Annotated in this window: 22 protein-coding genes; 6 read left to right on the top strand and 16 right to left on the bottom strand. The window is 36.1% G+C overall.

The genetic code is table 11. The features are described from left to right. Window positions 1-293: 293 nt before the first annotated feature. The gene (gene hflX / locus ACPUVN_RS02330) at window positions 294-1,646 is read right to left on the bottom strand and encodes a GTPase HflX (protein WP_426358209.1); all 1,353 of its coding nucleotides are present in this window, start codon (window positions 1,644-1,646) and stop codon (window positions 294-296) included. Window positions 1,647-2,240: 594 nt separating this feature from the next. Continuing rightward, on the bottom strand, window positions 2,241-4,352 hold the full coding sequence (locus tag ACPUVN_RS02325) for a TonB-dependent receptor plug domain-containing protein (protein WP_426369892.1): 2,112 nt from the start codon (window positions 4,350-4,352) through the stop codon (window positions 2,241-2,243). A 66-nt stretch (window positions 4,353-4,418) separates the two neighbouring features. Here ACPUVN_RS02325 and ACPUVN_RS02320 point away from each other — a divergent pair, with 66 nt between their 5' ends. After that, on the top strand, window positions 4,419-4,808 hold the full coding sequence (locus tag ACPUVN_RS02320) for a MerR family transcriptional regulator (protein WP_426358211.1): 390 nt from the start codon (window positions 4,419-4,421) through the stop codon (window positions 4,806-4,808). Window positions 4,809-5,053: 245 nt separating this feature from the next. On the opposite strand, the gene speB is transcribed toward ACPUVN_RS02320, so the two are convergent. The 5 genes from speB to ACPUVN_RS02295 all read right to left on the bottom strand — a co-directional run bounded on the left by speB (window position 5,054) and on the right by ACPUVN_RS02295 (window position 12,203). Beyond that, complete coding sequence (gene speB / locus ACPUVN_RS02315) at window positions 5,054-5,929, bottom strand: agmatinase (RefSeq protein ID WP_426358212.1); 876 nt, start codon at window positions 5,927-5,929, stop codon at window positions 5,054-5,056. A 75-nt stretch (window positions 5,930-6,004) separates the two neighbouring features. Continuing rightward, the gene (gene nspC, locus ACPUVN_RS02310) at window positions 6,005-7,195 is read right to left on the bottom strand and encodes a carboxynorspermidine decarboxylase (RefSeq protein ID WP_426358213.1); all 1,191 of its coding nucleotides are present in this window, start codon (window positions 7,193-7,195) and stop codon (window positions 6,005-6,007) included. A 41-nt stretch (window positions 7,196-7,236) separates the two neighbouring features. Further along, a complete protein-coding gene (locus tag ACPUVN_RS02305) occupies window positions 7,237-8,448 on the bottom strand; it encodes a saccharopine dehydrogenase family protein (RefSeq protein WP_426369891.1) in 1,212 nt (403 codons plus the stop codon). After that, a complete protein-coding gene (gene speA / locus ACPUVN_RS02300; protein WP_426358215.1) occupies window positions 8,445-10,406 on the bottom strand; it encodes a biosynthetic arginine decarboxylase in 1,962 nt (653 codons plus the stop codon). Before speA ends, ACPUVN_RS02305 begins: the two co-directional genes overlap by 4 nt. A gap of 573 nt (window positions 10,407-10,979) precedes the next feature. Then, window positions 10,980-12,203, bottom strand: a complete 1,224-nt coding sequence (locus ACPUVN_RS02295; protein WP_426358216.1) for a multidrug effflux MFS transporter — start codon at window positions 12,201-12,203, stop codon at window positions 10,980-10,982. Between the two features lie 268 nt (window positions 12,204-12,471). On the opposite strand from ACPUVN_RS02295, the gene ACPUVN_RS02290 reads away from it, so the two are divergent. The 3 genes from ACPUVN_RS02290 (at window position 12,472) to ACPUVN_RS02280 (ending at window position 15,548) form a co-directional block, all read left to right on the top strand. Further along, on the top strand, window positions 12,472-13,377 hold the full coding sequence (locus ACPUVN_RS02290; RefSeq protein ID WP_426358217.1) for a LysR family transcriptional regulator: 906 nt from the start codon (window positions 12,472-12,474) through the stop codon (window positions 13,375-13,377). Window positions 13,378-13,496: 119 nt separating this feature from the next. After that, window positions 13,497-14,630, top strand: coding sequence for a hypothetical protein (locus tag ACPUVN_RS02285; RefSeq protein ID WP_426369890.1), 1,134 nt, complete (start codon window positions 13,497-13,499; stop codon window positions 14,628-14,630). 48 nt (window positions 14,631-14,678) lie between these two features. After that, the gene (locus tag ACPUVN_RS02280; protein WP_426369889.1) at window positions 14,679-15,548 is read left to right on the top strand and encodes an alpha/beta hydrolase fold domain-containing protein; all 870 of its coding nucleotides are present in this window, start codon (window positions 14,679-14,681) and stop codon (window positions 15,546-15,548) included. 277 nt (window positions 15,549-15,825) lie between these two features. Here ACPUVN_RS02280 and yddG read toward each other — a convergent pair whose 3' ends face one another. Further along, a complete protein-coding gene (gene yddG / locus ACPUVN_RS02275) occupies window positions 15,826-16,740 on the bottom strand; it encodes an aromatic amino acid DMT transporter YddG (protein ID WP_426358220.1) in 915 nt (304 codons plus the stop codon). 457 nt (window positions 16,741-17,197) lie between these two features. Here yddG and ACPUVN_RS02270 point away from each other — a divergent pair, with 457 nt between their 5' ends. Beyond that, window positions 17,198-17,596 (top strand): hypothetical protein, encoded by a 399-nt coding sequence (locus ACPUVN_RS02270; protein ID WP_426358221.1) that lies wholly within the window; start codon window positions 17,198-17,200, stop codon window positions 17,594-17,596. Between the two features lie 200 nt (window positions 17,597-17,796). On the opposite strand, the gene ACPUVN_RS02265 is transcribed toward ACPUVN_RS02270, so the two are convergent. Continuing rightward, a complete protein-coding gene (locus ACPUVN_RS02265; protein WP_426369888.1) occupies window positions 17,797-18,339 on the bottom strand; it encodes a YniB family protein in 543 nt (180 codons plus the stop codon). Between the two features lie 363 nt (window positions 18,340-18,702). Between ACPUVN_RS02265 and ACPUVN_RS02260 the strand changes: the two genes are divergently transcribed. Then, window positions 18,703-19,965, top strand: a complete 1,263-nt coding sequence (locus ACPUVN_RS02260; protein ID WP_426357874.1) for an IS110 family transposase — start codon at window positions 18,703-18,705, stop codon at window positions 19,963-19,965. Between the two features lie 344 nt (window positions 19,966-20,309). Here ACPUVN_RS02260 and ACPUVN_RS02255 read toward each other — a convergent pair whose 3' ends face one another. The 7 genes from ACPUVN_RS02255 to ACPUVN_RS02225 form a co-directional block, all read right to left on the bottom strand. After that, window positions 20,310-20,705 carry a DUF3465 domain-containing protein gene (locus tag ACPUVN_RS02255; RefSeq protein ID WP_426369887.1) on the bottom strand — a complete coding sequence of 132 codons (396 nt, stop codon included), beginning with the start codon at window positions 20,703-20,705 and terminating at the stop codon, window positions 20,310-20,312. A 123-nt stretch (window positions 20,706-20,828) separates the two neighbouring features. Then, window positions 20,829-21,305, bottom strand: coding sequence for a hypothetical protein (locus ACPUVN_RS02250; RefSeq protein WP_426369886.1), 477 nt, complete (start codon window positions 21,303-21,305; stop codon window positions 20,829-20,831). 517 nt (window positions 21,306-21,822) lie between these two features. Next, window positions 21,823-22,647, bottom strand: coding sequence for a hypothetical protein (locus ACPUVN_RS02245; RefSeq protein WP_426369885.1), 825 nt, complete (start codon window positions 22,645-22,647; stop codon window positions 21,823-21,825). After that, window positions 22,634-23,748 (bottom strand): IS3 family transposase gene (locus tag ACPUVN_RS02240; RefSeq protein ID WP_426358342.1). Its coding sequence is split into 2 segments (ribosomal slippage): window positions 22,634-23,496 and window positions 23,496-23,748, totalling 1,116 coding nucleotides; the frame shifts between segments, so codons are not numbered across the junction. The genes ACPUVN_RS02245 and ACPUVN_RS02240 overlap by 14 nt, the downstream gene beginning before the upstream one ends. A gap of 198 nt (window positions 23,749-23,946) precedes the next feature. Further along, window positions 23,947-24,549 carry a hypothetical protein gene (locus tag ACPUVN_RS02235; RefSeq protein ID WP_426369884.1) on the bottom strand — a complete coding sequence of 201 codons (603 nt, stop codon included), beginning with the start codon at window positions 24,547-24,549 and terminating at the stop codon, window positions 23,947-23,949. Between the two features lie 225 nt (window positions 24,550-24,774). Beyond that, a complete protein-coding gene (locus ACPUVN_RS02230) occupies window positions 24,775-25,158 on the bottom strand; it encodes a hypothetical protein (protein WP_426369883.1) in 384 nt (127 codons plus the stop codon). Between the two features lie 159 nt (window positions 25,159-25,317). Further along, entirely contained in the window at window positions 25,318-26,034 is a 717-nt protein-coding gene (locus ACPUVN_RS02225; RefSeq protein WP_426369882.1) for an FRG domain-containing protein, read from the bottom strand. Window positions 26,035-26,291: the final 257 nt, after the last annotated feature.

Below are 26,291 nucleotides of genomic sequence, written 5' to 3'. Positions count from 1 at the left end.
AATACTGAGCTAGGATGGATGATACGGATATAACATGGGCACACATAAAGCTTTAACGATTAGATCATGTGACTGACCACTTTACGCTTAAGTAAACTCGAAAATAAAGGGTCTATTTATACGCTAAAAATACCAAACGGATTAGATAATATAGCTAAGGGATAAGTCATAAGGTTTAGTGAGAGGAATGAACGAATACCGCCAAAATATATTATATTCTGGCGGTTAACGATTAAATACCCATATTAGGCATAATCGTTTATATCTAGGGTCTGTTGATCTTTCAAGCTTATTTATAAACTCAACATCTTCTTTTTCAATCTTGCTAAATCAATCGCGCTTGAGCGAACGGTAAGCTTAATGTGAGTTGCTTCATAATCTTCTTTAGTCACACTCATGCTCGAGCGAATTTCACCTATGATGCCTTTAGCGGTATAAGGCACAATGATCTCATCTTCAATCATCTCATCTTGCGCAATTGAAATGATATATTTATGTAATTTACTCACATCAGCCGGATTACGGGTTGATGTCATCATGGCATCAGGAAACTCTTCCATCAGGGCTTTTTGTTGCTCAGGTTCAAGTTGATCTGATTTATTCAGTACCAATAATTTTTTGCTATCTTCAACGCCAACTTCTCCAAGTACTTCATGCACCACATCGAGTTGTGCACGAAAAGAAGGATCTGAAGCATCTACAACATATAACAATAATGAAGCATCTTTAGCTTCTGCTAAGGTTGAATGGAATGAAGCAACTAAATCATGCGGTAACTTTTTAATAAAACCTACGGTATCTGATACAAGTATTCTTGGTTGAGTAGCAGGATATAAAGCGCGAACCGTAGTATCAAGAGTCGCAAACAGTTTGTTTTCGCCCTCAACATCACTACCTGTAATCGCTCGCATCATAGATGATTTACCTGCATTGGTATAACCAACTAGCGCGACACAAAAAAGCTCTGAACGTTGGGTGCGTCGGCCTTTCATTTCATGTTGAACGCTAACTAATTCGCGCTTAAGGTCTGCAAGTTGATCACGAACAGCTCGGCGGTTTAGCTCTAGGTTCGTTTCGCCTGCACCTTTACCCATTTGACGATCTCTATCGCCAGACGATGTCTCACGAAGGCGCGGTGCGACATAATTAAGACGAGCAATTTCAACTTGTAACTTTGCGGTTTTGGTACGGGCATGACGGCTAAATATTTCAATAATAATACCCGTACGATCAAATACCTCTACACCCAATTGGTTCTCTACATTACGAAGTTGGGATGGAGTTAAATCGCAATCAAATACAACAACATCTGCACAGGCAAACGGTAAGTTGTCTGATTGAATATCAAAAGATCCAGCTTCATCCGCTATTTCTTCAGGTGATTCTTCATCAATTTCTATTTCTTCAACTAAACCTTTGTTCCCCGTGAGATGCGCTATTTCTGACAGTTTCCCTAAACCGAGTACGTTCACTCTTTTAGTCGAACTTTGCTTTTGCGATTGGGTACCTACAACTTTAAAGCCTAGAGTCGTAACTAAGCGAGCAAGTTCTTTAAGGGACTCTTCCGCTTCTTCGCCTTTAAAATCAGGCGTACAAATAGAAATAAGTAAAGCGTTTGTCAGTGATGGTTTTTCAGTTAGTTGCATATTTTTTATGTTGATGCACCTGATGTGCAAACCTAGGTTATATCTGAATTAGTTTGATCCTACGCTGTTATAGCTTTGCTTTATAGGGCAATAGCAGACTAATGCAGATATTAGGGTGTTTAATCGGCTTTTAGGTTCAATTAGGTAGGTTTTATGATGATTTTTATAAAATTAATGCCAGCTTTGTTCAGAAGCTGACATTAAGTATTAATACCAAACGGGTTAATTTATTGAGCAACTTAGAACTACATTAGCAAGCTTAGAACAAGCAAAATTGATTAAACATAGTTATTCTATATTTTTTTAATTTTGTGATGTTATCAGTTTGCTAATGAGCTCCCGAAGGGCGAGAATTTAAAGGCTCATATGCCGCGTTATTGATTTTGACAAGGTTCCTACATGGATGTAGGACATTAGGGTAACGCAGGAGCAGTTACCGAGAATAACCATTCTCTTCAATCAATGCCTCGCCTACATGGATGTAGGTGCTTAGGCTCAGTCTGGAACTATGAACCTGTGCCTCTAAGCCTTTAAATTCTCGCTAAGTGAGCAATAAATTAATCCGTTTGGTATAACTTATCTTGGTCGCTAAACTTAACCACCAAACTTAATTCTAACGCCAGCGTTAGCTATAAATCCGTCGTTGCGAGACCAAATATCTGTTGTCCATTGTCCGTTTGGTGATCTGGCTGGCAGTAACAGTGGATGCTCATCGGTTTGTTGCACGTCTAATAAGTTTTCCAAATTAATAAACCAGCTGAATCTACCGAAGGTCATCTCGCCCATTAAGCCTAAGTGCCAATATGGGTTAGATTCATTAATGTAGGGATTATCATTAACTCGTTGAGTGCCTGTATAATACGCTTCAAAACCCGCTCTGAAATTACCGTGCTGTTCCCACATGGCAACAAAGCCAGCTGAATGCTTGGGTGTTAATGCGATCTGTCTTCTACTATTTCCTGTTGGTGATTCTTCCGTTGTATCTAAGTACAAGTAGCTTGCTGTAAGTTTTATATCTTGCCAGCGGTAACGTAGTAAAACTTCCGAACCACGAATCTTAGTTTCGCCTTCGGTATTGACTAATTTAATTCGATCAAAAGTCGCATCGTTGTTAGAAGAAAAGGCTTCTACTCGTGTCACGTTATCAACATTAGAACCAAATAAGGTCAGGCTAGTTTCAATGTTTTCAAAGGTATAAGTAAAATCAAGTGAAGCGGTTTCTGCTTGCTCTTCTTGTAAGTTTTCAAGTGTTTCAAGTCTTGATAAACCCACGGCTTCAATTTCTTCTACAAAAGGAGTGGTAGCAAAAAAACCTTGCCCATAAGAACCTCTGATCGTTAAATCTGACGGACGATAAAGCACTGACACTCTTGGACTAAATTGTGTCCCATATTCACTGTGTTCATCAACACGTGCACTATATGAAGTGGTTACTTCATCAGTTAATTCATAATCTAGCTGAGCGAAAACACCAGGCACTTCATAAGAATAATCAAACTGAGGGAAAGTTTCAGAAGCGTAAATTTCTGATTGATAAGCAATACCAGCTACCCAATCACTTTTATCGCTATAGCCCGCAACGCTAGTTTCAAGAAGATAGCTTTCGTGTTGATCTTCTTCAATTATTTCACCATAACCATGGGTATGATCTTGCACCATACTTGATGCTCTTGCGTTTAAAGTTAAGCTGTCTAATAACGGCATGTTAAACACAAGTCCACTGTCGATACGTTGTGATTCTTGTGACTGCTTGAAGAATGTTCCATCGGCGACTGTGCCATTTTGTGTATTGCCACCAACACGTTGTTCGGTCATAAATCCTATCGTTGCATAAAGGGTTTCACCCTCTTCACCTTCCCAAAAAATTCGAGGTCGAGCGGTATAACGCTCATAATCAGCGAGATCTATCCAGCCATCTTTATCAATATCTTGCTCTTCTTGGTAGTGAGCACCAACAGTTAGTGAACCTTTTAAAGACTCTGTAAGAGGACTTTCAATATATGAAGTAATATCTTGTCCATTTCGTGTGGTTGCATTAAGTAGCACCTCACCGTTTAGCTCATCGTCGGGTGTTCTCGATACAAGGTTGATTACACCACCCAATGCTGAACCTCCGTAAAGCGATGAGGCTGAGCCTTTAATGATTTCAACTCGTCCTAAATCTGTAGGTGGTATTTGCATGAGGCCGATAGAAGACGCTTGGTTACCATAAAGAGGTAAACCGTCTGCTAGCAATTGTGTATAACGACCATACAAACCTTGTAATCGAATATTCGCACTGCCCAAAGCTGGTGATGTGGTTTGCATACGCACTCCGCCAGTTTCAGCTACAAGCATAGAAATATTACCTGGTCGCATAGCGGCTTTTTCTTCAATTTCTTCTCGATTAATTAGCTCTACACGAATAGGTTGTTCATTAGCTACGCGTCCTGAACGAGTTGCTTGAACAATAATCCTTTCTGTTTTTTCTTCGTGTTCATGTGAATGTTCATCCTCATGTTCGTCGCCATCTTCTTGATGCTCATCAGCTTGGTGTTCATCATGATGCTGTTTCTTTTGAGTGTTTTCTGTCGTTTGATAAGCACTATTTGACGACTTATCGGCACTAGCATTCTCAGAGTTAAGTTCATTGGCATAACTAAACGGAATAATACTAAAGGTAAAAATAAACATTGCTGGAGATTTGAAATTAAACATAAAAGGCATTTCTTACAAGATATTTGAATAAATGATAGACTCCATTTTAAAGGTTAGAGCTACTGGAAGGTCAAGGTGAAAATAGGTGAATTAGCAAGTAAATCGCAGGTATCTGCAAAGACGGTTCGCTATTATGAAAATATTGGTTTGTTAACCCCTGCACGCAGAGAGGATAATGGCTATAGGTATTATGAAAAAGAAAATGTTGATACGTTAATTTTTATTAGACGATGCCGAGAACTAAACATTGCCATTAGTGATATAAAGCGGCTTATTGACGTACAACAAGACCCAAAAGGATCCTGCTCTTCAGTCGATAACATTATTGCAGATCAGTTAGCTCGCATTCAACAAACTCAGCGAGAACTGGCTTTACTAGAGCAGTCGCTATCTTCATTAGCGTCTTCATGTAAAAATCATCAAGTTGAAGATTGTGGTATTTTACACCAGTTAAAGTCAGTGTAAGTGAGCTTAAATCGTTATCGTTTTGATGAGAATATTAACGTAGAGTATTGATGCAGAATATTAAGGTTGAGCTTTAACTGCCCTACAAAATAAAAAGGAACGATTATTAACAGTTCCTTTTAGTCTTGGCTAGTTGTCGCTAGTGGCATGAATTATTTACCACTAGGTTTTCAATAATGAATAAAGCTGATTGCTCTAATTAAAATCAGAATGCTTTATTTCAGTTTGAATAAATTATTTTTAAATTAAGTCTTTAAGTTATTTCTTTCAACTATGCCCATCAACTTATAGGTTAATAATGCTGCTGAGAAGTCGTAGGCATGAAAACCTTCAATCGGTGCATATTCCATAATATCGAAGCCAATAATATTACGCTGCTTAGCTACTGACTCAAATAAGTTAAGAGTTTGATACCAAGATAAACCACCTGGTACAGGCGTACCTGTTGATGGAAATACCGAAGGATCGATACCATCAATATCTACCGTAAAAAATACATTTTTAGGGAAGCTTTCAGGTAATGTAATACTTTGAATATTGTTAGGCACTAACTCGTCTGCATCTTGAAAGTAAACACCATGTTTTTCGCGTGTTGCGATCTCTTCTTCACAAAAAGCGCGGATCCCTAATTGGTATAAAGGAATGTCTAAATCCACTAAACGCTTCATTACTGAAGCATGGCTTAACTTGTCGCCTTCGTAAGCGTCGCGTAAGTCAGCATGTGCATCTATTTGAACAACACCAAAGTCAGTAATACCTGCATCTAAATAGCCTTTAATAACACCGTAAGTTACGGTGTGCTCGCCACCTAAAACCACAGGCATACTGCCAGCTTTAAGTATTTTAGTTACTGCATTCGCTATATTCTCAATAACTTGCTCAGCTTCAACAGTACAATCAACCACGTCGCAAGTATGAATACCTAACGCTGATGGATTAGATTTTCCATCCCAAGTTTCAAGCTGTTCAGACGCTTCTAATATAGTTAATGGTCCTTTTGCTGTGCCGCCACTGTACGAAACCGTTTTTTCATAAGGCACAGGTAAAACAGAAAACGCTGATTGTTCAATAGGCATTTGTTTTATTTCTGAAGCAAGAAAAATAGGGTATTTATTTGTCATAATATTATCGTAAGTTTATCTAATTAATGTATGACCTTAAGATCATACGGAGTAACGGGTGTTAGGTTTGTAGCCTTAAGATAAACGTTGTTTAAAGTCTTCATAACCAAAAGATTTAACAACTTTTAACGTACCTGTTTCTGAATTCCAAATAGCGATTGATGGTAACTTAGTGCCATTAAACGTACTGGTTTTTACCATAGTGTAATGGGCCATATCTTCAAAAGCTAAGCGTTGCCCTACTTCAACTTCTGTATCAAAACTGTAGTCGTTAATCACATCGCCAGCTAAACACGTTAAGCCACCTAAACGATAGGTATGCGCTTTTTCGTTAGCTTCGCCAGCACCTGTAATATCTGCTCGATACGGCATTTCTAACGTATCAGGCATATGACACGTTGCTGAAGTGTCTAGAATCAGTTGTGGGAAGTCGTTATGAATAACATCAAGGACTTCGCAACTTAATATGCCACTGCCAATAGCAACAGCTTCGCCTGGTTCGATATAAACCTGTAGCGAGTATTTACTCATAAACTGTGCGATACAATTAACTAAGCCATCAGTGTCGTAACCTGGAGCAGTAATATGATGACCACCACCAAAGTTGATCCATTTCAGTTGCTCAAATAAATGCGAAAACTGCGCTTCAACACTGGCTAAAGTACGTTGTAACGGTAAAAAGCCTTGTTCGCATAAGGTATGAAAATGCAACCCTGTTATCAAGGTAAACGCACGCTGAAAATCTGCTTGAGCAAGATACTTTTCTAACTCTGACGCTGGAGTACCTAAACGAGATCCTTTTGCACATGGGTCGTAAAGCTCAACATAGCCTTCAGAATGCTGTGGGTTAACACGCAAACCAAAAGATAAGTCGCTACGTTTTGATAATGCTTCGCGGCATATCTCTTCAAAACGTAGTAACTGGCTTGGGCTGTTAAAAACAATATGATGCGCAAACGTTACTAGCTCGCGTACATCCGCTTCGCAAAAAGCGGCTGAGTACACATGTATTTCGCCCGTGTAAAATTCTTTTGCTAATTTGGCTTCGTGTAAACCACTTGAACAAGTACCACTAAGGTACTTGTTTGTTAAGGGTGCCAACGACCACATAGAAAAAGCTTTTAACGCGTGAAGTACTTTCGCCCCACTTTGCTGCTGTACGCTATTTAATATTTTTAAATTACGTTCAATAGCAATTTCATCTACCACAAAACATGGTGATGGTAAGCAAGCTAAATCAAGCTGTGTAAAATCTGTAAATTGCATCGTATTATTTTCTTAGCACTTATAAAGTTTGTTAATTGCTATTACTTATCAAGGTCGAATTGATCAAGTTCAATTACTTTCCAAGGTAAACCACATTCGTTCATATCAGCCATAAACAAGTCAGGATCGAATTGCTCAATGTTGAATACACCTGGTTGTAACCAGTTTTTCTCTACCATCATTTTTGCGCCAATCATTGCTGGAACACCTGTAGTGTATGAAATAGCTTGAGAAGCCACTTCTTTATAACACGCTTCATGGTCACAAATTTGGTAACAGTAAACGATTTTTTCTTTGCCGTCTTTTATGCCGCGAACAACAGTACCAATACAGGTTTTACCTTTTGTTCTTGGACCTAAGCTAGACGGATCAGGTAATAATTTAGCTAATAATTGAATAGGTACAATTTGCTGACCTTCAAATTCAATTGGCTTGATACCTGTCATGCCTACGTTACCTAATACTTCTAAGTGTTTTAGGTAGTTGTCTGAAAAACTCATCCAGAACTGCGCACGCTTCAACGTTGGAAAATGAACCGATAACGATTCTAATTCTTCGTGATACATACGGTAAATATCAAAATCACCTACGCCATCAGGGCAAGTAAATTTAGCTTTTTTACTCATTGCTGGTGTCGTAACAAACTCACCATCTTCAAAGTGACGACATTCAGCCGTAACTTCACGAATATTAATCTCTGGGTTAAAGTTCGTAGCAAATGGGTAACCATGATCGCCACCATTAACATCAATAATGTCTAGGTAATGAATTTCGTCAAAGTAATGTTTAGCTACATAAGCAGTAAACATATTGGTTGCACCCGGATCAAAACCACTACCTAAAAGCGCAGTTAAACCTGCCTTTTTAAATTTGTCTTGGTAAGCCCACTGCCACTTATATTCAAACTTAGCTGTGTCTAACGGCTCATAGTTTGCTGTATCCATGTAATGTACGCCAGCTTCTAAACAAGCGTCCATAATAGTTAAATCCTGATACGGTAAAGCCACGTTAATGACCATAAGCGGTTGTTCTTTTTTAAGAAGAGCAACTAGCTCAGGAACGTTATCAGCATTAACTTGGGCGGTACTAATAGTTACACCCGTTTTTTCTTTAACGCTATTAGCAATAGCTTTACATTTAGCTTCGGTTTTACTTGCTAATACAATTTCAGTAAATACGTTTTTTTGTTGAGCACATTTTTGTGCAACTACATTACCAACACCACCAGCGCCAATTATCATAACTTTAGTCATGAGTGATCCTCTTTCTCAAAATAGGTATAACCATTAAGGCTCGCTTTAAAAGCCTTCATCATTTCTGTACGTTTTAATGCAGTAATTTTACCGCTGCGTACCGCTTTTTCTGAACGTGTTCGAAACTGCTCAGTAAGAAAATCTGTGTTGTATTCAACATAAGACAACACGTCGGCGATACTGTCACCGTGAAATTCTCTAATAAAATCAAACGTACCATCGTTATTAATGTGTACGCTAACTACGTTGGTATCACCAAATAGGTTATGTAAATCACCTAATGTTTCTTGGTAAGCACCTACTAGAAAAACACCTAAATAGTATTCTTCGTTTTCTTTTAACGGATGTAATCTTAATGTAGGTTTTATACCTTCATTCGTTACAAAGTTGTCAATTTTACCGTCACAATCACAGGTAATATCAGCAATAATCGCTTGTCTATTAGGTTCTTCATCTAAACGATGAATTGGCATAATAGGGAAAACTTGGTCAATCGCCCAAATATCAGGTAACGACTGAAATAAGCTAAAGTTGCCATAATAAACGTCGGCTAAAAGCTCAGGCAAGTTTTCTAATTCTGGCGGACAACGATCAAGTGTTTTGATAATAGTCGCAACGGTATCAAGTACTGCTAACGTTAAGTTGTCGGCTAATGCACGGTCACTTAAGTTTGCTTGACCACGGCGAAATAATTCTCTAATTTCATCGCGGTAGTACATAGCATCGTTGTAACATTCTTGAAAGTTATCAGCTGTTACTGCTTTATTTACTGCCCATAAGTTGTGTACTAACTCGTGGCTACCTTCTGGTAATTCTTGAGGTAATGGTGATGGTCTATGATCACGTACATCAAGAACGTTAAATAACAACATAGATGAATATGAAACTGTTGCTCTGCCCGACTCAGTTACAATAACTGGATGACTCACATCAAGTGGGTCTAAACATTCGCAAATGGTTTCAACAATATTTAAGCAATATTCATCTAACTGGTAGTTTTTACTATGGGTGTTGTTGGTACGCGCACCTTCGTAATCTACCGCTAACCCGCCGCCTAAATCTAAGTAACCCATTGGGGCACCTTCATTTATAAGGCCCGTATAAAAACGACAAGCTTCAAGTACACCGCTGCGAATATTACGAATATTAGGAATTTGCGACCCTAAATGACAATGTAATAACTGCAAACAATGAAGCATGTTAGCTGCTTTTAATTGGTTTAAAACTTCAACTAATGAAGCTGTAGATAAACCAAAAATAGAGCGATCACCGCTGTCTTCATTCCAATGTCCATCAACCACTACGCTAGGCTTAATACGAACACCTAATAATGGTTCTATACCTAATGCTGCGCTACGTTCTAAAATAGTCGGTAATTCAGTTGGTGTTTCTAAAACAAAAAAGCACGGAATGCCCATCTCTTTTGCGTATAAACCTAACTCAATAAATTCTGCATCTTTGTAGCCATTACAAATAATAAGGCTCTTATTGTCTTTTTGTTTAGACAAAGCGATCAATAATTCAGCTTTACTACCGGCTTCAAAACCATGATTGAAGTCTTGACCAAAGCTGGCAATCTCTTCAATTACATGACATTGCTGATTCACCTTAATAGGGAATACACCACGGTAATGGTTTTGATAGTTGTATTCTTTAATTGCTCGAGCAAATGCTGTATTTAATGATTCAATACGATCATCTAATAAGTTATCAATCCTTAAAATGCTTGGCATTTCAAGACCTCTGTCTTTCATACCTGCAATAATATCAATAAGCTCTACGCTTACTTTTTTACCTGCATCATTTTGTACATTAACAACAGCATTACCTTTGTCAGAAATATCGAAATATCCTGAACACCAGTTTTTAACGCCGTAGTAGTTTGCGCTGTCTGCTACCGACCAAGATGTGTTTTCTTTGTCAGCAGGTTGTTCACAAGATGATTGGTTAGAAGTCATCAGTTTTAGGTCTCACAATGATAAAAATTACGTTTATATTCAGTCAAAAAGTAGAATATAAAAGTTACATACTCCAAAAAAAGTTGGTGAATTTTAGTGCTAAAAATAAATTTAGCAAGAAAATTTTAACCCTATTTTAAAATTTATTTTACTGCCTAAAAAACCACACCGTAATCATTTGATTTTTAATGATTTAAATTAACTTTTTACTTATAAATAAATATCTTAAATTACATAAAAACACGTAACTTTATCGATAAAGTGATAATTATAAATTTATATCACCATTTATTGTTTAATTAACACTCAAAGAAACAGCTAATATAAACGTATTTTTGGAGGGGAAATAAATAAGAAAAGCTTAGGGTCTGTTGAATAAATAACAGCATAGTTAAACGGCAAAGATTATCAAATAATGAACAGAAAAAAACAGACTGAAAATAGGGTAAAAAAGGCATGATAGAATGGATGAATTTAGAGGTGAATGGTAAAAAAAATAAAGGTTACCTAATGGCTTTAATAATGAAACAGTTAAGTAACCTCAAATAAATATTCACAAAGAGATCAGATTGTTTATGCTTCGCTTGGTTCAACTTCTTTAGCAGCGATCCATCTAAATAATAATAAAGATAAAATAGCGGCAACCATAAAACCTAAGGTTAATGGATACGTTGTTTCATTATAAAAACGACCAATAATTACCGCGATAATTACTGATAATAACGTAGAAAGAAATCCTGTTATAGCAGCACCAATTCCTGCCATTTTACCTAATGGTTGCATAGACAAAGACGTTAAGTTTCCGCTAGTCAGTCCAATACATACAAACAAAATAACCATATAAACCGTTATCAACCACAATGGCGGTAAACCATTAAAGTAAAAAGCAATACACGAAAATACGAATGATGCTGCAGCTAAGGTAATTAATGCACGTGATGCTATTTTACGCATACCGTGTTTCATCACTTTTTTGCCATTAAATAAAGCGGCTCCACCCAATACCGATGAAATACCTGCAAAATAATATGGGAAGTTTTCAGCGAGTTCATACTTCACTTGAAACAGTTGCGGTGATGAGCTTAAAAAGAATAAGAACGGTCCAAATATCAAACCCGAAGCCAATGTATAACCAATAACAACTCGGTCTTTAAATACAGCCGTTAAACCTTTTTTTACTCTGCCCCAGGTAAAATTTGTTCTATCGGTAGGGTTAAGGGTTTCAGCTTGTCTGATCAAGTACCAACTCAATAAAACAAAACCAAATAAGCCAGTAAATATAAAAATAGCGCGCCAGTTAAATAAGGTTAATATCGCCTGCCCCATCATAGGTGCAAGCATAGGAACAAATACAAAAATCATTGATACAAAAGACATAACCTTCGCCATAGGTCTGCCCTGAAAAAGATCTCTGATAATAGTCATTGATAAGACTCTTGGGGCTGATACACCTATACCTTGTAAAAAGCGGCTAAATAATATGGTGTTATAATCGGTTGAATATATTGCGAGCAAACTTCCGATAAAGAATATCGACAAGCCCACTAACATAGCTTTACGTCGACCTACAGAGTCAGACCAAGGGCCAAACACTAGCTGCCCGCAAGCTAAACCCACCATGAAAAAGGCGATCATAAACTGATTATCGTTGCTGTTAGTATTTCCCATTGAAGCGCCAATAGATTCAAGGGCAGGCAATATAGAGTCGATAGACAATGCCACTAACGACATCATCATTGCCATTAAAGCAATAAACTCTTTAAAAGGAAGTGTTTGTTTTCGGTATTGATTAAGCAATTAAACCTCGGTATTTAATAGTAAAACATGATCAATTCTTGTTTTATCTAGACTTACTGCTTTTGGCTGAGCTTACGAAAAACATGTGTTCTTTATCGAAAGATGACATTTCAATTACGCGGTAAGAAAATCATCAGAAGATCGTTAGCCTAAAGTAAAAGTAACTAGATTTAAAACGGAAATATAGCGAAAAGAAAAACATGATAGACAATTCTTATTAAATGATAAATACTATAAAAATGAATTCACTTATCACATTTTAAGCACAATGAATTTACTCAAATCTATCGAAGTATTTCAGGTCGTTTGTAAATACAAAAGCTTCAGTAAAGCAGCTACCCAATTGAACTTAGTGCCTTCTGCAGTTAGCAGACAAATAAACGAATTAGAGAAGCACCTCAACATACGTTTACTTAATAGAACCACGCGTTCAATAAGTTTAACCACAGATGGCAGACGTTACCTGCAAAAGATGGATATTATCAGCCAGAATGTAAATGATTTAGTGAGTTTAACTACCGACGAAAAAGTGATTAAAGACCATATAAACCTCACTGTAGCGCCCTCTTTAGGAGAATATATACTTTTAGAACCCATAAACGAATATTCTATTAAATACCCGAGGGTTTCATTAACATTAAACTTAATAAATCGAGAAGTTAACCTAGTAGAGGAAGGTTACGACCTAGCCGTAAGAGTGGGAGACTTAGAAGACTCAAGCCTGATTTCTCGGCAAATACACAGTTTTCCTTTTGTTGTAGTTGCCAGCCCTAGCTATTTAAAAGAACACGGTACGCCACTTCACCCTAAAGACTTAAGCCAACATAACTGTATTATTAACACGATAATGAAAACGCCTTACCGATGGAAGTTTGTTGAAGGAAAAAACAAAATAAAAATCAAAGTTAAAGGCAGCTTAGAAGCAAACAACGATGTAATGCAGAAAGGTTTTTCAACAGCAGGCATAGGTATTTCATACATCCCCAACTTTCTTGTGAAAGAGCAAATAGCCAATGGGCAGTTAGTCCCTATTTTAGCTGAATACACACCAGAACCTGTTCCAATTTCAATTATTTATCCGAGTAGAAAACATTTAAGTACCGCTAAAAGAAAGTTTATAGATACTTTAGCTGAATACTTTTTAGTGAAAAGCTCTAATAAAAAAGATTATTGAGTATTAAGGTATTGTTGCGTATAAGATATTGTTAGTTATATCGTCTATAATGTAAAAGACTCACTATGATCTCATAGAAGTTATGTTCAAATTTTTCAAATGAATGACAAGGAGGCAATATGAATATTATTACCAAAGTCAGCTTATTTAGTATAGCGATCACTTATTCACTGAGTATGAGTGTATTTAATACCTTGCAGGCTGAAGAGGTTTGCAGTGTTGAAACTTGCATTCAACTCAACAACATCCAATTAAACCTTCCTCCTGAATATGTACTCGATGGCAACTTTAAAGAATATGCAAAATATATAAAGTCAGTAGATAATATTCCAACGTCTTCATTGCATGTGAAAAATAGAAATTTATGTTTGAATTTTTGTGACGAGTCTTATAAAGGTGAAATTTTTGCCGGTGGCGATGGAAGTAAAAAATTAAGAGCTTTTCATGAAGATGATTACTCCACCTCTCTTTGGGATATACAATTTACAAGAGAAAAAGAAACAACAAACACCACGCTAGGTATCATTTATAATGAAAAGACCATGCTGCAAATTACAGATGATAAAGATCTTTGGCTGGCTTTGATTGACCAGATGAAAAATAAAAGCTTAAAAAACGAAGAACTCAAAAAAGAATTAGAAACTGAGGTATTAGAAAAAAAAGAATTAAAAAAAGTACTAGAAAATGAAGTATCAGAGAAACAAGAACTACAAAAAGTAATAGAAAATGAAGCGTTAGAAAAACAAGAACTACAAAAAGTATTAGAAAACGAAGCGTTAGAAAAACAAAAACTACAAAAAGTATTAGAAAACGAAGCGTTAGAAAAACAAAAACTACAAAAAGTATTAGAAAATGAAGCGTTAGAAAAACAAGAACTACAGAAAGTATTAGAAAATGAAGCGTTAGAAAAGCAAGAACTCAAAAAAGAAGTAGAAAATGAAGCGTTAGAAAAACAAGAACTCATAAAAGAAGTAAAAAATGAAGCGTTAGAAAAACAAGAATTACAAAAAGAAGTAGAAAGTAAATCATTAGAAAACCACAAACTAAAAAATGAAGTAGAAAGTAAATCGTTAGAAAACCAAGAGCTAAAAACAGAAGTAGAAAGTAAATCGCTAGAAAACCAGGAACTCAAAAAAGCATTAAAAAATGAAATGTTAAAAAGCCAAAAACTGCAAAAAGAAGTAGAAAGAGAAGCGTTAAAAAGCCAGAAGCTACCAAAAGAAGTAGAAAATACAGTATTAGAAAGCCAATAAAGAAACGTTAACATTTTGCATAACAAAGATTATGATCTCTAAGGAATTATGCGTCTCGTAATTATTTTATTGATATTTATAACGCCAATCTTTACAGCAACAAGTGCTACAACGTTTGTTGCTGGCTTGCAAAAAGATGTTTTAATTGGTGAAGTAGAAGGAGTTTCATTAAACCTCAATCTCGCCCTACCTGAAAACAGCTCAACTAAGCCTAAACCTGCACTTGTTTATATTCATGGTGGTGGTTTAATCCAAGGCGATAAGAATAAGTTTAATAAGCAAATAACTAAAATGGCTATACGTGGTGTTATAGCAGCAAGTGTTATGTACCGCTTAGCCCCTGAGCATCGTTTTCCCTCAGCTATAGAAGATGTTAAAGCCGCTATTCGTTTTTTAAAGGCTCATTCCAAAGAATTAAACCTAGACCCTGATCGTATTGTTATTTTAGGCGTTTCTGCAGGTGCTTATTTAGCAACTATGGTAGGCGTTACAGGTAACTCCAAAGAATTTTCTCAACATAATCTTTATCCTAAGTTTGATTCAACGGTAGCCGCTGTTATTTCCTTCTCAGGTAGCCTTGCCGATTTCACCAAAGCTGAATATCAAAATTTCATATTAGTTAAACGTTTTCTTAACCTTAACGAGCACGATAAAAATAAAGCCTTAGCAGCAATATCGCCAGCAAGTTATTTAGATAAAAACGACCCACCATTCTTTTTAACTCATGGTAGTGCAGATGAAGTAGTGCCGGTAGAAATGACACGAGACTTTGTACTTGAATTACAAAAACGCAATCATCCGTTTGAATATATAGAAGTCGAGGGAGGAAAACACAGCTTAAGCTCAACACGTCCTAAAAAAGCATCTGAAGTTTTTAGTGCATCAATGGCATTTTTTCAAAAACATGCTTATGAATAAAGTGTACTAAAAAGTTATTAGATAATCTCATCAGTTATAGCACCCAATGGCATGAAAACGGTCTGTTATTAATACCCCACACTGCCACTAAATAACATTAACTTTAGCCTCAAAACAGATTATTGATAAATAGTCATATAACAAAGTATTGCTAGTGGCTACGGTGCCAGTCTTAATGATTAACCCCTTGAAAGGGAATGTATTCTCATTATTAAGTATCACTATTTTTCTAGGGGACGTTTATCTTTACTGTATTAAACAGATGCTAATATATAATTTACGTAGTGCTATCTAAAGGCGGTTTTTTCTGCCTTGTAACAAGAAAACAAATAAGGGAGCCTAAAGCAACTAAACCAACACCCAGCCAAAATGAACCGGTTAATGAGATAGATAAATATACTGAGGTAAATAAAGTAGAAAATACCGGTGTAAAATATGACAGTGTTCCTAACAATATAATATCTCCACCAATTACTGCTTGATTCCACAACGCATATCCAGAGCCTATTACAATTCCTGCAAGTAACAATGTTAATGTTGAGGGTAAAGTAAAGTGCAAACTAGGCTCATTACTAAAAATAAATTGCACCCACAATGTTATAGCCGTGGCGCTAAAAAATAGCGTTGTCGCGTTTTTCCCATTACTGATCTTTATTGTTACCACACAATATATAGCCCAAATTATTGCCGCCGAAAAAGCCATTAAATAAGTTAATGGATTATCTGAAATATTACTTAATAGAATACTTATAGATATACCTTGATCGCCCGAAATACACCAAGCTACACCTGTAAAAGCTAAAAGAATACTAGGATAAACTAAAATGTTAACTTTTTTACGACTTGTTATAACACTTAACAATATGGTCAGTGCTGGCCATAAGTAATTTATTATAGCCATTTCCATTGCTTGCTTACGGCTATTAGCCATTCCTAAAGATAAAGCTAAACATATTTCATACGTAACAAATAATCCTCCACCGATCAGTAAATAGCGCTTGGGATAGTCTTTAAGTTTTGGTAGACCCATCACCGACATTAAAAATAACGCGCTCACGGTATACATCATTGCTGCGCCGCCAATCGGGCTAAATAATTCAGATAAATCTCTAATTAATGCAGTGATCGAACTCCACAATAAAATGGCGATAACACCATAAAATGTATACTTATTTTCGCTAATAAAAGACATGGATAATTAAGTTTAATAATGTGTTTAAATTTGCCATTACTATCCTCTTTAAAAAACGATGACGCAATAGCCTTTCATGGTAATAAACCAAGTATTATCATGATTAATATGTAAATTAATGTTAACGGAATGATTATCTAAAATAATAGCCTGTTTATTTAGGCTCAAGCTTTTTCTTTGGCATTAAGCTGATGCTAGGGAGAAAAGCTTGTAGCTTAAACTAAGAACACAAAGTAATCATACATTTGAATATATGGAAGTCGAGGGAGGAAAACACAGCTTAAGCTCAACACGTCCTAAAAAAGCATCTGAAGTTTCTAGTGCATCAATGGCATTTTTTCAAAGGTATGCTTTTAAATAATACTTAATACAAAAGAAAGCCAATTAAAACACTTGGTTTTTACCCCTACCTTGCATATCCTCCTTACATTATTGAAATACAAAACTTTATCAAACTATGAACTTACCTCTCGTTATTGGATTATTATTTTTATCATTAAGTACCTATGCAAGTGCTCAATGTTCACATTACTTAACAGATGAAGAGTTTAGAGTCGCTACGCGAGATTTTAAAGATCCTCTATTTGAAGAACTTCCTATTTTGAATGACTTAACGACTTTTGATACATCCGAAAACATTATTAAAAGCTTAACGGACTTTAGTCATGAGATGCTCAGCTTTAAAGTAGATTGTTCAAATTCATCAGATATTTACTTTTCTTTTTACGTAGAAGATAAACAAGTTGGATATATGAACGGCGTTATAATTTTGCAAGAAGGTAAATATCATAGCGGCCCTTATGCATTAATTCATAAGAAACCTGAAGTGCTTATCATAAAAGCAGATAAGAAATAGATGCTACTGCTCGTTAAACACCATCAAGTTTGAAAAGTGAATCATATAGAGTACAAACAGAATAAATAAGAAATGTAGGTCTGCTTTTGACCTAAAGCGGATGTTGAAAATAATTATTATGGCGCTAAATAATAGTCTTTATTTTGTTGCTAAAATGGATTGATTATTCAGATTGGAGGTCATAGTCACTTGTTAGCAGCTTATTCTACTAGTAATTTAATAATAACCCCTGCAATAATAGCTGTAATAATAGGAGCAAAATATAATTGTTGAAACTGAGTGAATAAATTTGAATTAGGCACTTCGATTGAATCTTCTATTTCTTGTCTTGAACGTGCACCGCCTCCACTTAGAAACTCTTTAATTAATTGATCTTCTATTTGGTCGCGTATTTTAGCGAGCCTAACACTCATTTTATTACCTGAAGCTTTCAAGGCTAAACCAACAAAAAGTATTACGTAGGTAAACAAAAAGTATATATTAGCTGGCTCAGAAATATCTAAATGATTAGGAACTGGTGAATTTTCCCAAAACACGTTGAGAAATTGCGTATTCTCTGCAATTAATGATACTGCATTTTTAAATGGTTTTGCTATTATGGCACCAAATTTACTACCATCATCAATTCTGTAATATAAAAACTTTAATAGTGAAACAACTAAAGATATTAAAGCTAAGATGCCGATAAAAAATCCAACTATTCTTTTAATTCTTGAACGATGTAACGCATTTCTATAATTCATTGAGTATTCCTTTAGCTCAATATTGCTGCTAACGCCTCACTAAGAGGCAAAATATAGTTGGTTTAAATAAGCGACGAAGGAGCAAAAACCAACTGTTATTTGTCCTTTTGAGTGACTTATAGTTCGACCAAGCCACCTAATCTTATAAAGTAACTTACTATTAGATTAGGTGGAACATGCTCCTGTTGGTTACGAATATTGAATGACAAACATCCAATGTTTCTAACAAGACGTTCGAACCAACAGAGCAACTCGATTTCAAAACGCATACTCAGGGATCGCCGACCACGACTATCTATAAGACCTGCGAGAAACGAGATTTAAGCATATTCCACCTGTCACTTTACTAGCAGGAGCTCAAAAATGAAAGTCTATAGCGTTGATAATTTCGCTGCGTTAATCGGTATCGATTGGGCAGATAAAAAACATGATATCTGTGAACATCCCAACCCATCAGAAAAATACTACTACAGCATTATTAAAAATAAACCTGAGGCGCTTCACGAATGGGCGATGAGTCTTAAACAGCGTTACCCGAACCAAAAAGTTGCTGTGGTTTGTGAGCTAAAAAAAGGGCCGCTCATTTATGCGTTAGCAAAATATGACCATCTTGTTTTGTTTACTATCAACCCTTCTACCGTTGCTAAATATAGAAAAGCCTTTACCCCAAGTGGGGCTAAAGATGACCCATCTGATGCACTGATACAAGTTGAAATTTTGACCTTGCATATGCAAAAGCTAAACGTTATTGAACCCGAATCAGCGGCGATGCGTTCACTCTCACAGTTAGTTGAATATCGACGAAGCTTGGTACAAGACAGTGTGAATTTATCGAATAAAATAACCGCCACATTAAAAAATTACTACCCACAAGCTCTTGAATGGTTTAAAGAAAAAGACACGTTCATCTTCTGTGACTTCATCAGTAAATGGCCTTGCCTTGCTCGCGTTAAGAGAGCAAAAAAACAAACACTCTTGGACTTTTTTAACAGTCACAACTCCCATTATGCTCATGTGAACGAGGCACGTATTTTAAGTATAAAAAATGCAATGTCATTAACGGATGACCTAGGTGTGATAGAGCCGAACCAACAATTAATCGAAGTACTCATTGCACAATTCAAAGTGTTACTCAAAGGCATTGAAACCCTAGATAAAGCAATAAAAAAAGCCTATAAAGCGCAAGGTGATAAAGTAATATTTGATAGTTTACCTGGCGCAGGGCCACAACTTGCCCCACGTTTATTGGTGGCCTTTGGTAATAACAGAAACCGTTATAATGACGCATCCGAACTACAAAAATACGCAGGTATCGCACCCGTGATTGAACGAAGCGGTAAGAAAATGTGGACGCATTGGCGGTACAGTTGCCCGACCTTTTTAAGACAAACCTTTGTAGAATGGGCGGGATTTTCTATACGTTATTCATTTTGGGCAAAGGCTTATTATGACCAGCAAAAAAGCAAAGGAAAACCACATAATAGTATCATCAGGTCGCTCGCTTTCAAATGGATCAGGATCGTATTTAAGTGTTGGAAGACAAATACACCCTACGACGAATCAAAGTATTTAGAAGCCCTAAAACGAAGAGGTTCGCCACTGTTAAAATTTGCATTAAATGGTTAATTTAAACTTGTTGTCCACCTCAGGGCGTGTTGTTAGCCGTGGAAGATAAACGTTTGCGGTTTACCGCCATAACTATTTAATAAGACAACGCATTATTACAAATACACTTTACTTAAAAATTAACACCAAGAAAACAACACTAAGTGTATAGTTTTAAATAAACTTTAATTAGAAAGAGGTTAATAGAAACGTGAAACCTTTTCACTAAAAACCAATCCCTGATTTATACAAATTGAATAAGACTGCTAACGCCTCACTAAGAGGCTAAAAATTGTTGGCTAAAATAGTGAGCGCAGCGAACCTAGCCAACTGTTTTTAGTCCTTTTGAGTGACTTGTTATAAAGCTATTGGTACGTTTTACCTTTGTGCTTTAGCCAACCACCAACATGATACCCCTTTGGATCTTTATGAGTCCAGTGAACAACACCACCTTTTTTGTTCCACTCATATTCACCATAAAATTGGATTTGATCACCATTTGAAATTGAATTAATCCTTGGAGCAAGATCAATATTATGAGCAATTAAGATACTTTGACCTGATGAAAGTTTAAGAATGAATTTTTGATGACGAGAGCCTTTATTGTCGTCACTTAATATACGGACAACAGTACCAACACCTTGAACCTGAACATCACTTTTATGATTGTTGTATGCATCCTGAAGAGTCGAAGCTTCAGCAAAGCTTGCCCATTGGAATAGCATGAAGCTAACAAAAATTAATGCTGATAGTTTTCTCATGTGCCAAACCTTTCCTAGCTTTATAACGCCTACTTAAGCGGAAAAATATAGTTGGCTATAATGTGAACGAAGTGAAACAGCCAACTGTATTTTTTCCGTTTGAAGTTCTTGTTAGGGCTGCGTTTAAACCGAACCTGATTTACATTGTCGTTTTCGTAAAGAATCGTCAATTATTAAAGGATTTTTTAAATCAGAAATTAATACGTCCGAAACACCTATGCCAGTATCAACCTCTTGTATCCAAAGAGATATTTTATCATCTACTATTTTACGATTTAGCATATAGCTTTTATTTGATTCTAGTTTTACTTTGAAATTGACAAAAGCCTCTTTGGTACTATTCGGAATGTCTCGCTCTGAAATACTAGCTTTAACCCATAAACCATGCTCGCCACTCAAATATTGTTTAGGCTCAACCCAGGAAATAGGCTTTTTGTGAAAACACATTAAGTGAACATATTCTAATTTTGAACTATTATCTCTTTTAAAGTTTTCAAATCGAAAATGGTTATCTTTAATTTCGGCCTTTAAAGGCAAAGTGCTACAACTTATCGAAACTACACTTAAAGTAGATATTAGTAGTAATTTTAAATTCTTCATTTACATTTCCTTTTGATAATTAAAATTTAACAAGGCTACACTGTAGCCCTAACGCCCAAATAACAGGCTAAAAATAGTGGGCCAAAATAGCGAGGCACGAGCAATGGCCAGCTGTTTTTAGTCCTTGTTGAATTGCCTTGTTAGCTGTAAAACCACCGCACGTTAAAAACGTACCTAACTTTGAGCAACCCATTTACCTTAATTTTGTACCTGCGTTTAAATGCCTTTTGATCAACACGTAAAACGCCAAGCAACAAATACAAATCGCCTAGCTAGCAAATTTAATGCGAGAGCGTGAAAAACCTAAAAACACATATAAGATGTATAGTGAGTTATTACAATTTGCGTATTACGAGTGCTCTACTTTTAGCTAACTCGAAAGAAATTAAACCCACGAATAAAAATACAGCTAACGCCTCACTAAGAGGCAAAAAATAGTTGGTTAAAATAAGCGACGCAGGAGCAAAAACCAACTGTTTTTTGTCCTTTTAAGTGACTTGTTAGATTTCGTTTGAACCTATATGTAAATCTTATCACAATATAGACAATACTCATTTTCCGTAAAGTTAAACTCAAACTCATTTTTAAACATTGAATAATTTCCAAGAGTTATGTCAAAACTATGATTTCCAGTATGTTCAACAGAAAGCCCTAAACCTTGCTTTATTTTTTCCCTAGTCATAGTTTTAAGGAGTATTTCTTCTTCAACTAAGCTATCCCCATCTTCGTCGGTACGACAAGTTTGAATATAAAAGTCACAGCGTTTCATATCGTAAAGGGATTCAAGTAGTTCAACAAATAATCCCGTTTTACTAATTTTTTTAATCGTGCTCTCATTTAAATTAATGCAACAGATATACATGTAGTAATCCCAACCAAACCTAAGACTAAATTGCTCATTAATCTCTAGTCGGCACCACATAAAACCTCTTAAAATCATCTTGATTACAATTTTAATATCATCTTTTTCCAGTTTCTTATCTTCAAAGAGGTCAATCGCCTTAAACTCCTCGCTAACTAACCACTGATTATCCTTATCAGAAAGGTTATCTTGTAAAAACCTAGACTCAAGGTCTACTACTCGAAGGTGTTTCATAGGTTCGTAATGGAGGCATTCTATTACAGCATTTATATATTTTTCTTCAACCTCAAAATAATCCGATGCTTTAAACTCAATTCCGTTAAATGTTTCCCCGACTTCTGACGGACACGTCCATTCATCAACTTTGTAATGACCCTCGGAATTTCTATTTTTAGGATCGTATTTTGTAATTCTGAAATTCAACATTAAAAAGTTTACCGATGGTGGATTGGTAATCCCCCCATTTTTAATGGAGTTCAAAAGTAGACGTTTTTCTCTGTGTTAGTTTGCGTTTTTGAATTGGTGTTATACCACCAATTCCCATGTTAGGTCGCTCATGGTTATAAGTCCATAACCATTGTGTGGCCCTGTTCTGTAATTCTTCAATATCACGATAAATATAATGGCTTAGCCAATCATATCTCACCGTTCGATTAAAACGTTCAATGTAAGCATTTTGCTGTGGGTTGCCTGGCTGAATGAAACATAATTCAATATCGTGTTTTGATGCCCAAGCTGCAAGTTTATGACTAATATATTCGGGTCCGTTATCAGAACGTATACGTTTAGGTTTACCACGCCATTCGATGATCCTATCAAGTGATTGGATCACACGTTCTGCGGGCAATGATATATCAGCATCTATTGCCAAACCTTCCCGGTTAAAGTCATCAATCACATTAAACAAGCGACAACTCCTTCCATCTGATAATTGGTCATGCATGAAGTCCATCGACCAACATTCATTCATCGCTTCGGGCACTGCTAATGGCTCAGGAACTTCACGTTTCAGCCGTTTATGAGGCTTTATTCGCATATTCAGTTCGAGTTCACGATAGATACGATAAACGCGCTTATGATTCCAGTGATAGCCTTTTACGTTTCTCAAATATAAAAAGCATAAGCCAAACCCCCAGTTTCGTTGATTCTGCACTAAACCTAACAGCAAGTCGGCGATAAGCTCATTATCGTCATTAAGTTTAGGCTGATAACGATAACAGGTTTCGCTGATTAAGAATGCACGGCATGCTTGGCTAATACTGACGTCATGGCTTTGAATTGCTACTTTAGCCATCGCTTTGCGCTCAGAAGCCTTTACCACTTTTTTGCCATGGCCTCCGTAATGATTTCAGCCTTTAAACGCTCTTCGGCATACATCTTTTTTAAGCGCCGATTTTCATCTTCTAGCTCTTTCATTCTTGCCATAAGTGAGGCATCCATGCCGCCATACTTAGAGCGCCATTTATAAAACGATGAGTTACTCATACCGTGTTCACGACATAGTTCGGGAATAGGTACGCCATTTTCGGCTTGCTTTAAAATGGCTAAAATTTGACTGTCACTAAAATGTGCTTTTTTCATGAATGATCTCCTGCGGTTAAGCATACGAGAAAATTCTACTTTTGACTTCGATTATTTTTCGGGGGGATTACCGATTGGATGAAAGAAATCTAACGCCCAATTAACAGGCTAAAAATAGTGGGCTAAAATGGAGCGAAGCGAACAGCCCGCTGTTTTTAGTCCTTGTTGAATTTCTTGTTAGAAATACTTTACACTAAACTAAGAAGCATTCCTTTGAAAAGTAACTACAAAATAATCGTCATTACTCATACAGTATGCTGATGTTTTAACATTATTACGCTGATCTAAATATGATGAAAAATAAAAACTATGGTTACGAGTCTTTAATAAAACTAAATCATCGACATTAATATCCAATTTTTCATATAGAAAACGTGCAGGTACAGGTTTTTGTGTAGAACAATTTTTATAAGTTTTAAATAATATTTGAACAAATGAAACGTGTATCTGATTTGATGACTCCAACAACACGTGATATTCGTAATTATCAAATACAATGTTATTTACAGAGTTCGGATTAGTATTGAAAAGCATTGCTGCTTTATCATTTGTCATTCCGATATATCTTTGTGGTTGACTAGTATTCTTTAGGGAAAGTACCTTTTTGTTATCTTTTATTGGAGCTGCCACCCTCATATTTTTAGGCTCTAATGCCTCTTCAGGGAGATTGATACCAAAATCAGAATAACATTTCTTTTTCGCCTCTACATTTGTATGTGCATTACATACTATTTCATTAATACTTTCTTTTGATATAACCGAAAAATTAATTAACAATAAAAATAAGGCTGATACTTTCACTAAACCTCCATGTATTTCTAACGCCCAATTAACGGGCTAAAAATAGTGGGCTAAAATGGAGCGAAGCGAACAGCCCGCTGTTTTTAGTCCTGTTGAATTACTTGTTATGTTTTTAATTAGTAAAAGCTGACTTTAGGTTTTTTGGGAGGATTAAAATCTATACGAATATTGGTCCTTTGACGCACTTTTTGGCCATTTAATTCTGCTGGTTTGTATGCCCAACGTTTAAGAGCTTTTTTCTGTTATTTTTTTATCAAAAGCTCCAGCTGGTACAGACTCAATAATATTAAAATCCATAACACCTCCCAATCCATTAATAGTAAACTCGGCGATTATATAACCAGTAATATTTTCAAAAGTCTCTTTAGAATATTGTGGTTTAAATCGAACAACCGTCTCAGCTGGCACAGTAACTTCTGATAATTGAAATACTTTACAATACCCATTTTCATCCACTATACCATCTTCAAATTTTTGACAATATCTTAAATCAGCTTCTGAATTCCCTTTATTCTCTTTTGTTTTGTTTGAAATCGCTTTCTGTGAAGCTACTATTTGTTCTAGCTTCTTTTGAAATTCTGATTTAGCTTGAACTGTTTGCCCCATCATGAGCACAAGAACCAAGCTAAGAATAGTTAAGGAATACATGTAACCTCTCCATAAAAACATAACGCCTAAATAACAGGCTAAGTAATGGTTGGCTAAAATTGTGTAGCGAAGCGAAACGTAGCCAACTGTTACGTGTCCTTGTTTATTTTCTTGTTATGTTTACAAGCAACCGAACGTCCTACGAATACTTTTTGCAACGCCATCTAAATCAGGAAACATTGATACATCGGTAACACCTAAACGACTCAATTGGTCTCTTAAAGTACTTTTAGACTCTTTAGATATGATCACTTTATTCACCTTCAGTAGATCATTTTGAGGACAAAAGCCATCCTTCATAGGTTCGAAAGTATCTTGTGTTATTTTTCTTGAAAAAGGGAATAAACTAAAACAACCATCCTGAGATGCAACACGGTCATTAATAAAATGAGGATGAAATGCCGTTATCACCTTTTCGTCATCTCCATCTACGTCATGGGATGATGTTCTCCAAACTCTCGGTGAAAACAAGTATACAATTCCATCAAAGTCATCATGGGCGGGGTTTTCTACTGCAAAATAAAGAGCTTTCAATGGATTGGTTGACCAATCTAAAAGCCTAGTAGGAACACCATGATGTTGAGCTTGAATCATCCATTCTATTTTGCTTTTAGGCTCTTTTTCAAGAAATCGAACTGCATGCTTTTTAAAGCTATTCAATAAATCTCTTTCAATTCCGCGCCAACCATCAGAATAATTTGAAGATAATTCCTCAACATCGATACGTGCTATTGAAGGCAATAAGTCCCAATTGTGTCTAGCTTGCCCGCGATACATATCTTGCTCTTCGTAGCTACCTATATTCTCGAGAAATTGTACTATTGAATTAAATTCCACACTCGACTCTCAATTTGTAAACATAACGCCCAATTAACGGGCTAAAAATAGTTGGCTATAATGTGTGAGGCACGAACGCAGCCAGCTGTTTGTGTCCCGTTGAATTTCTTGTTATATGGTTGATAAACTTAAACTAAAAACACTAAAGTTACGAGTAAAAGTTGGTAGCTTTAAATGCATTATAATTTGAGCTATTTACAAACAGTAACTAAAAACAGATTAACTTAATTCTTTAAGCTTTACCAAAAAGTACAAAG

It is taken from the genome of Pseudocolwellia antarctica, assembly GCF_049933045.1.
GTDB lineage: Bacteria > Pseudomonadota > Gammaproteobacteria > Enterobacterales > Alteromonadaceae > Pseudocolwellia.
The sequence above is the reverse complement of the archived record's forward strand: the minus strand, read 5'-3'. Positions and strand labels throughout refer to the sequence as shown.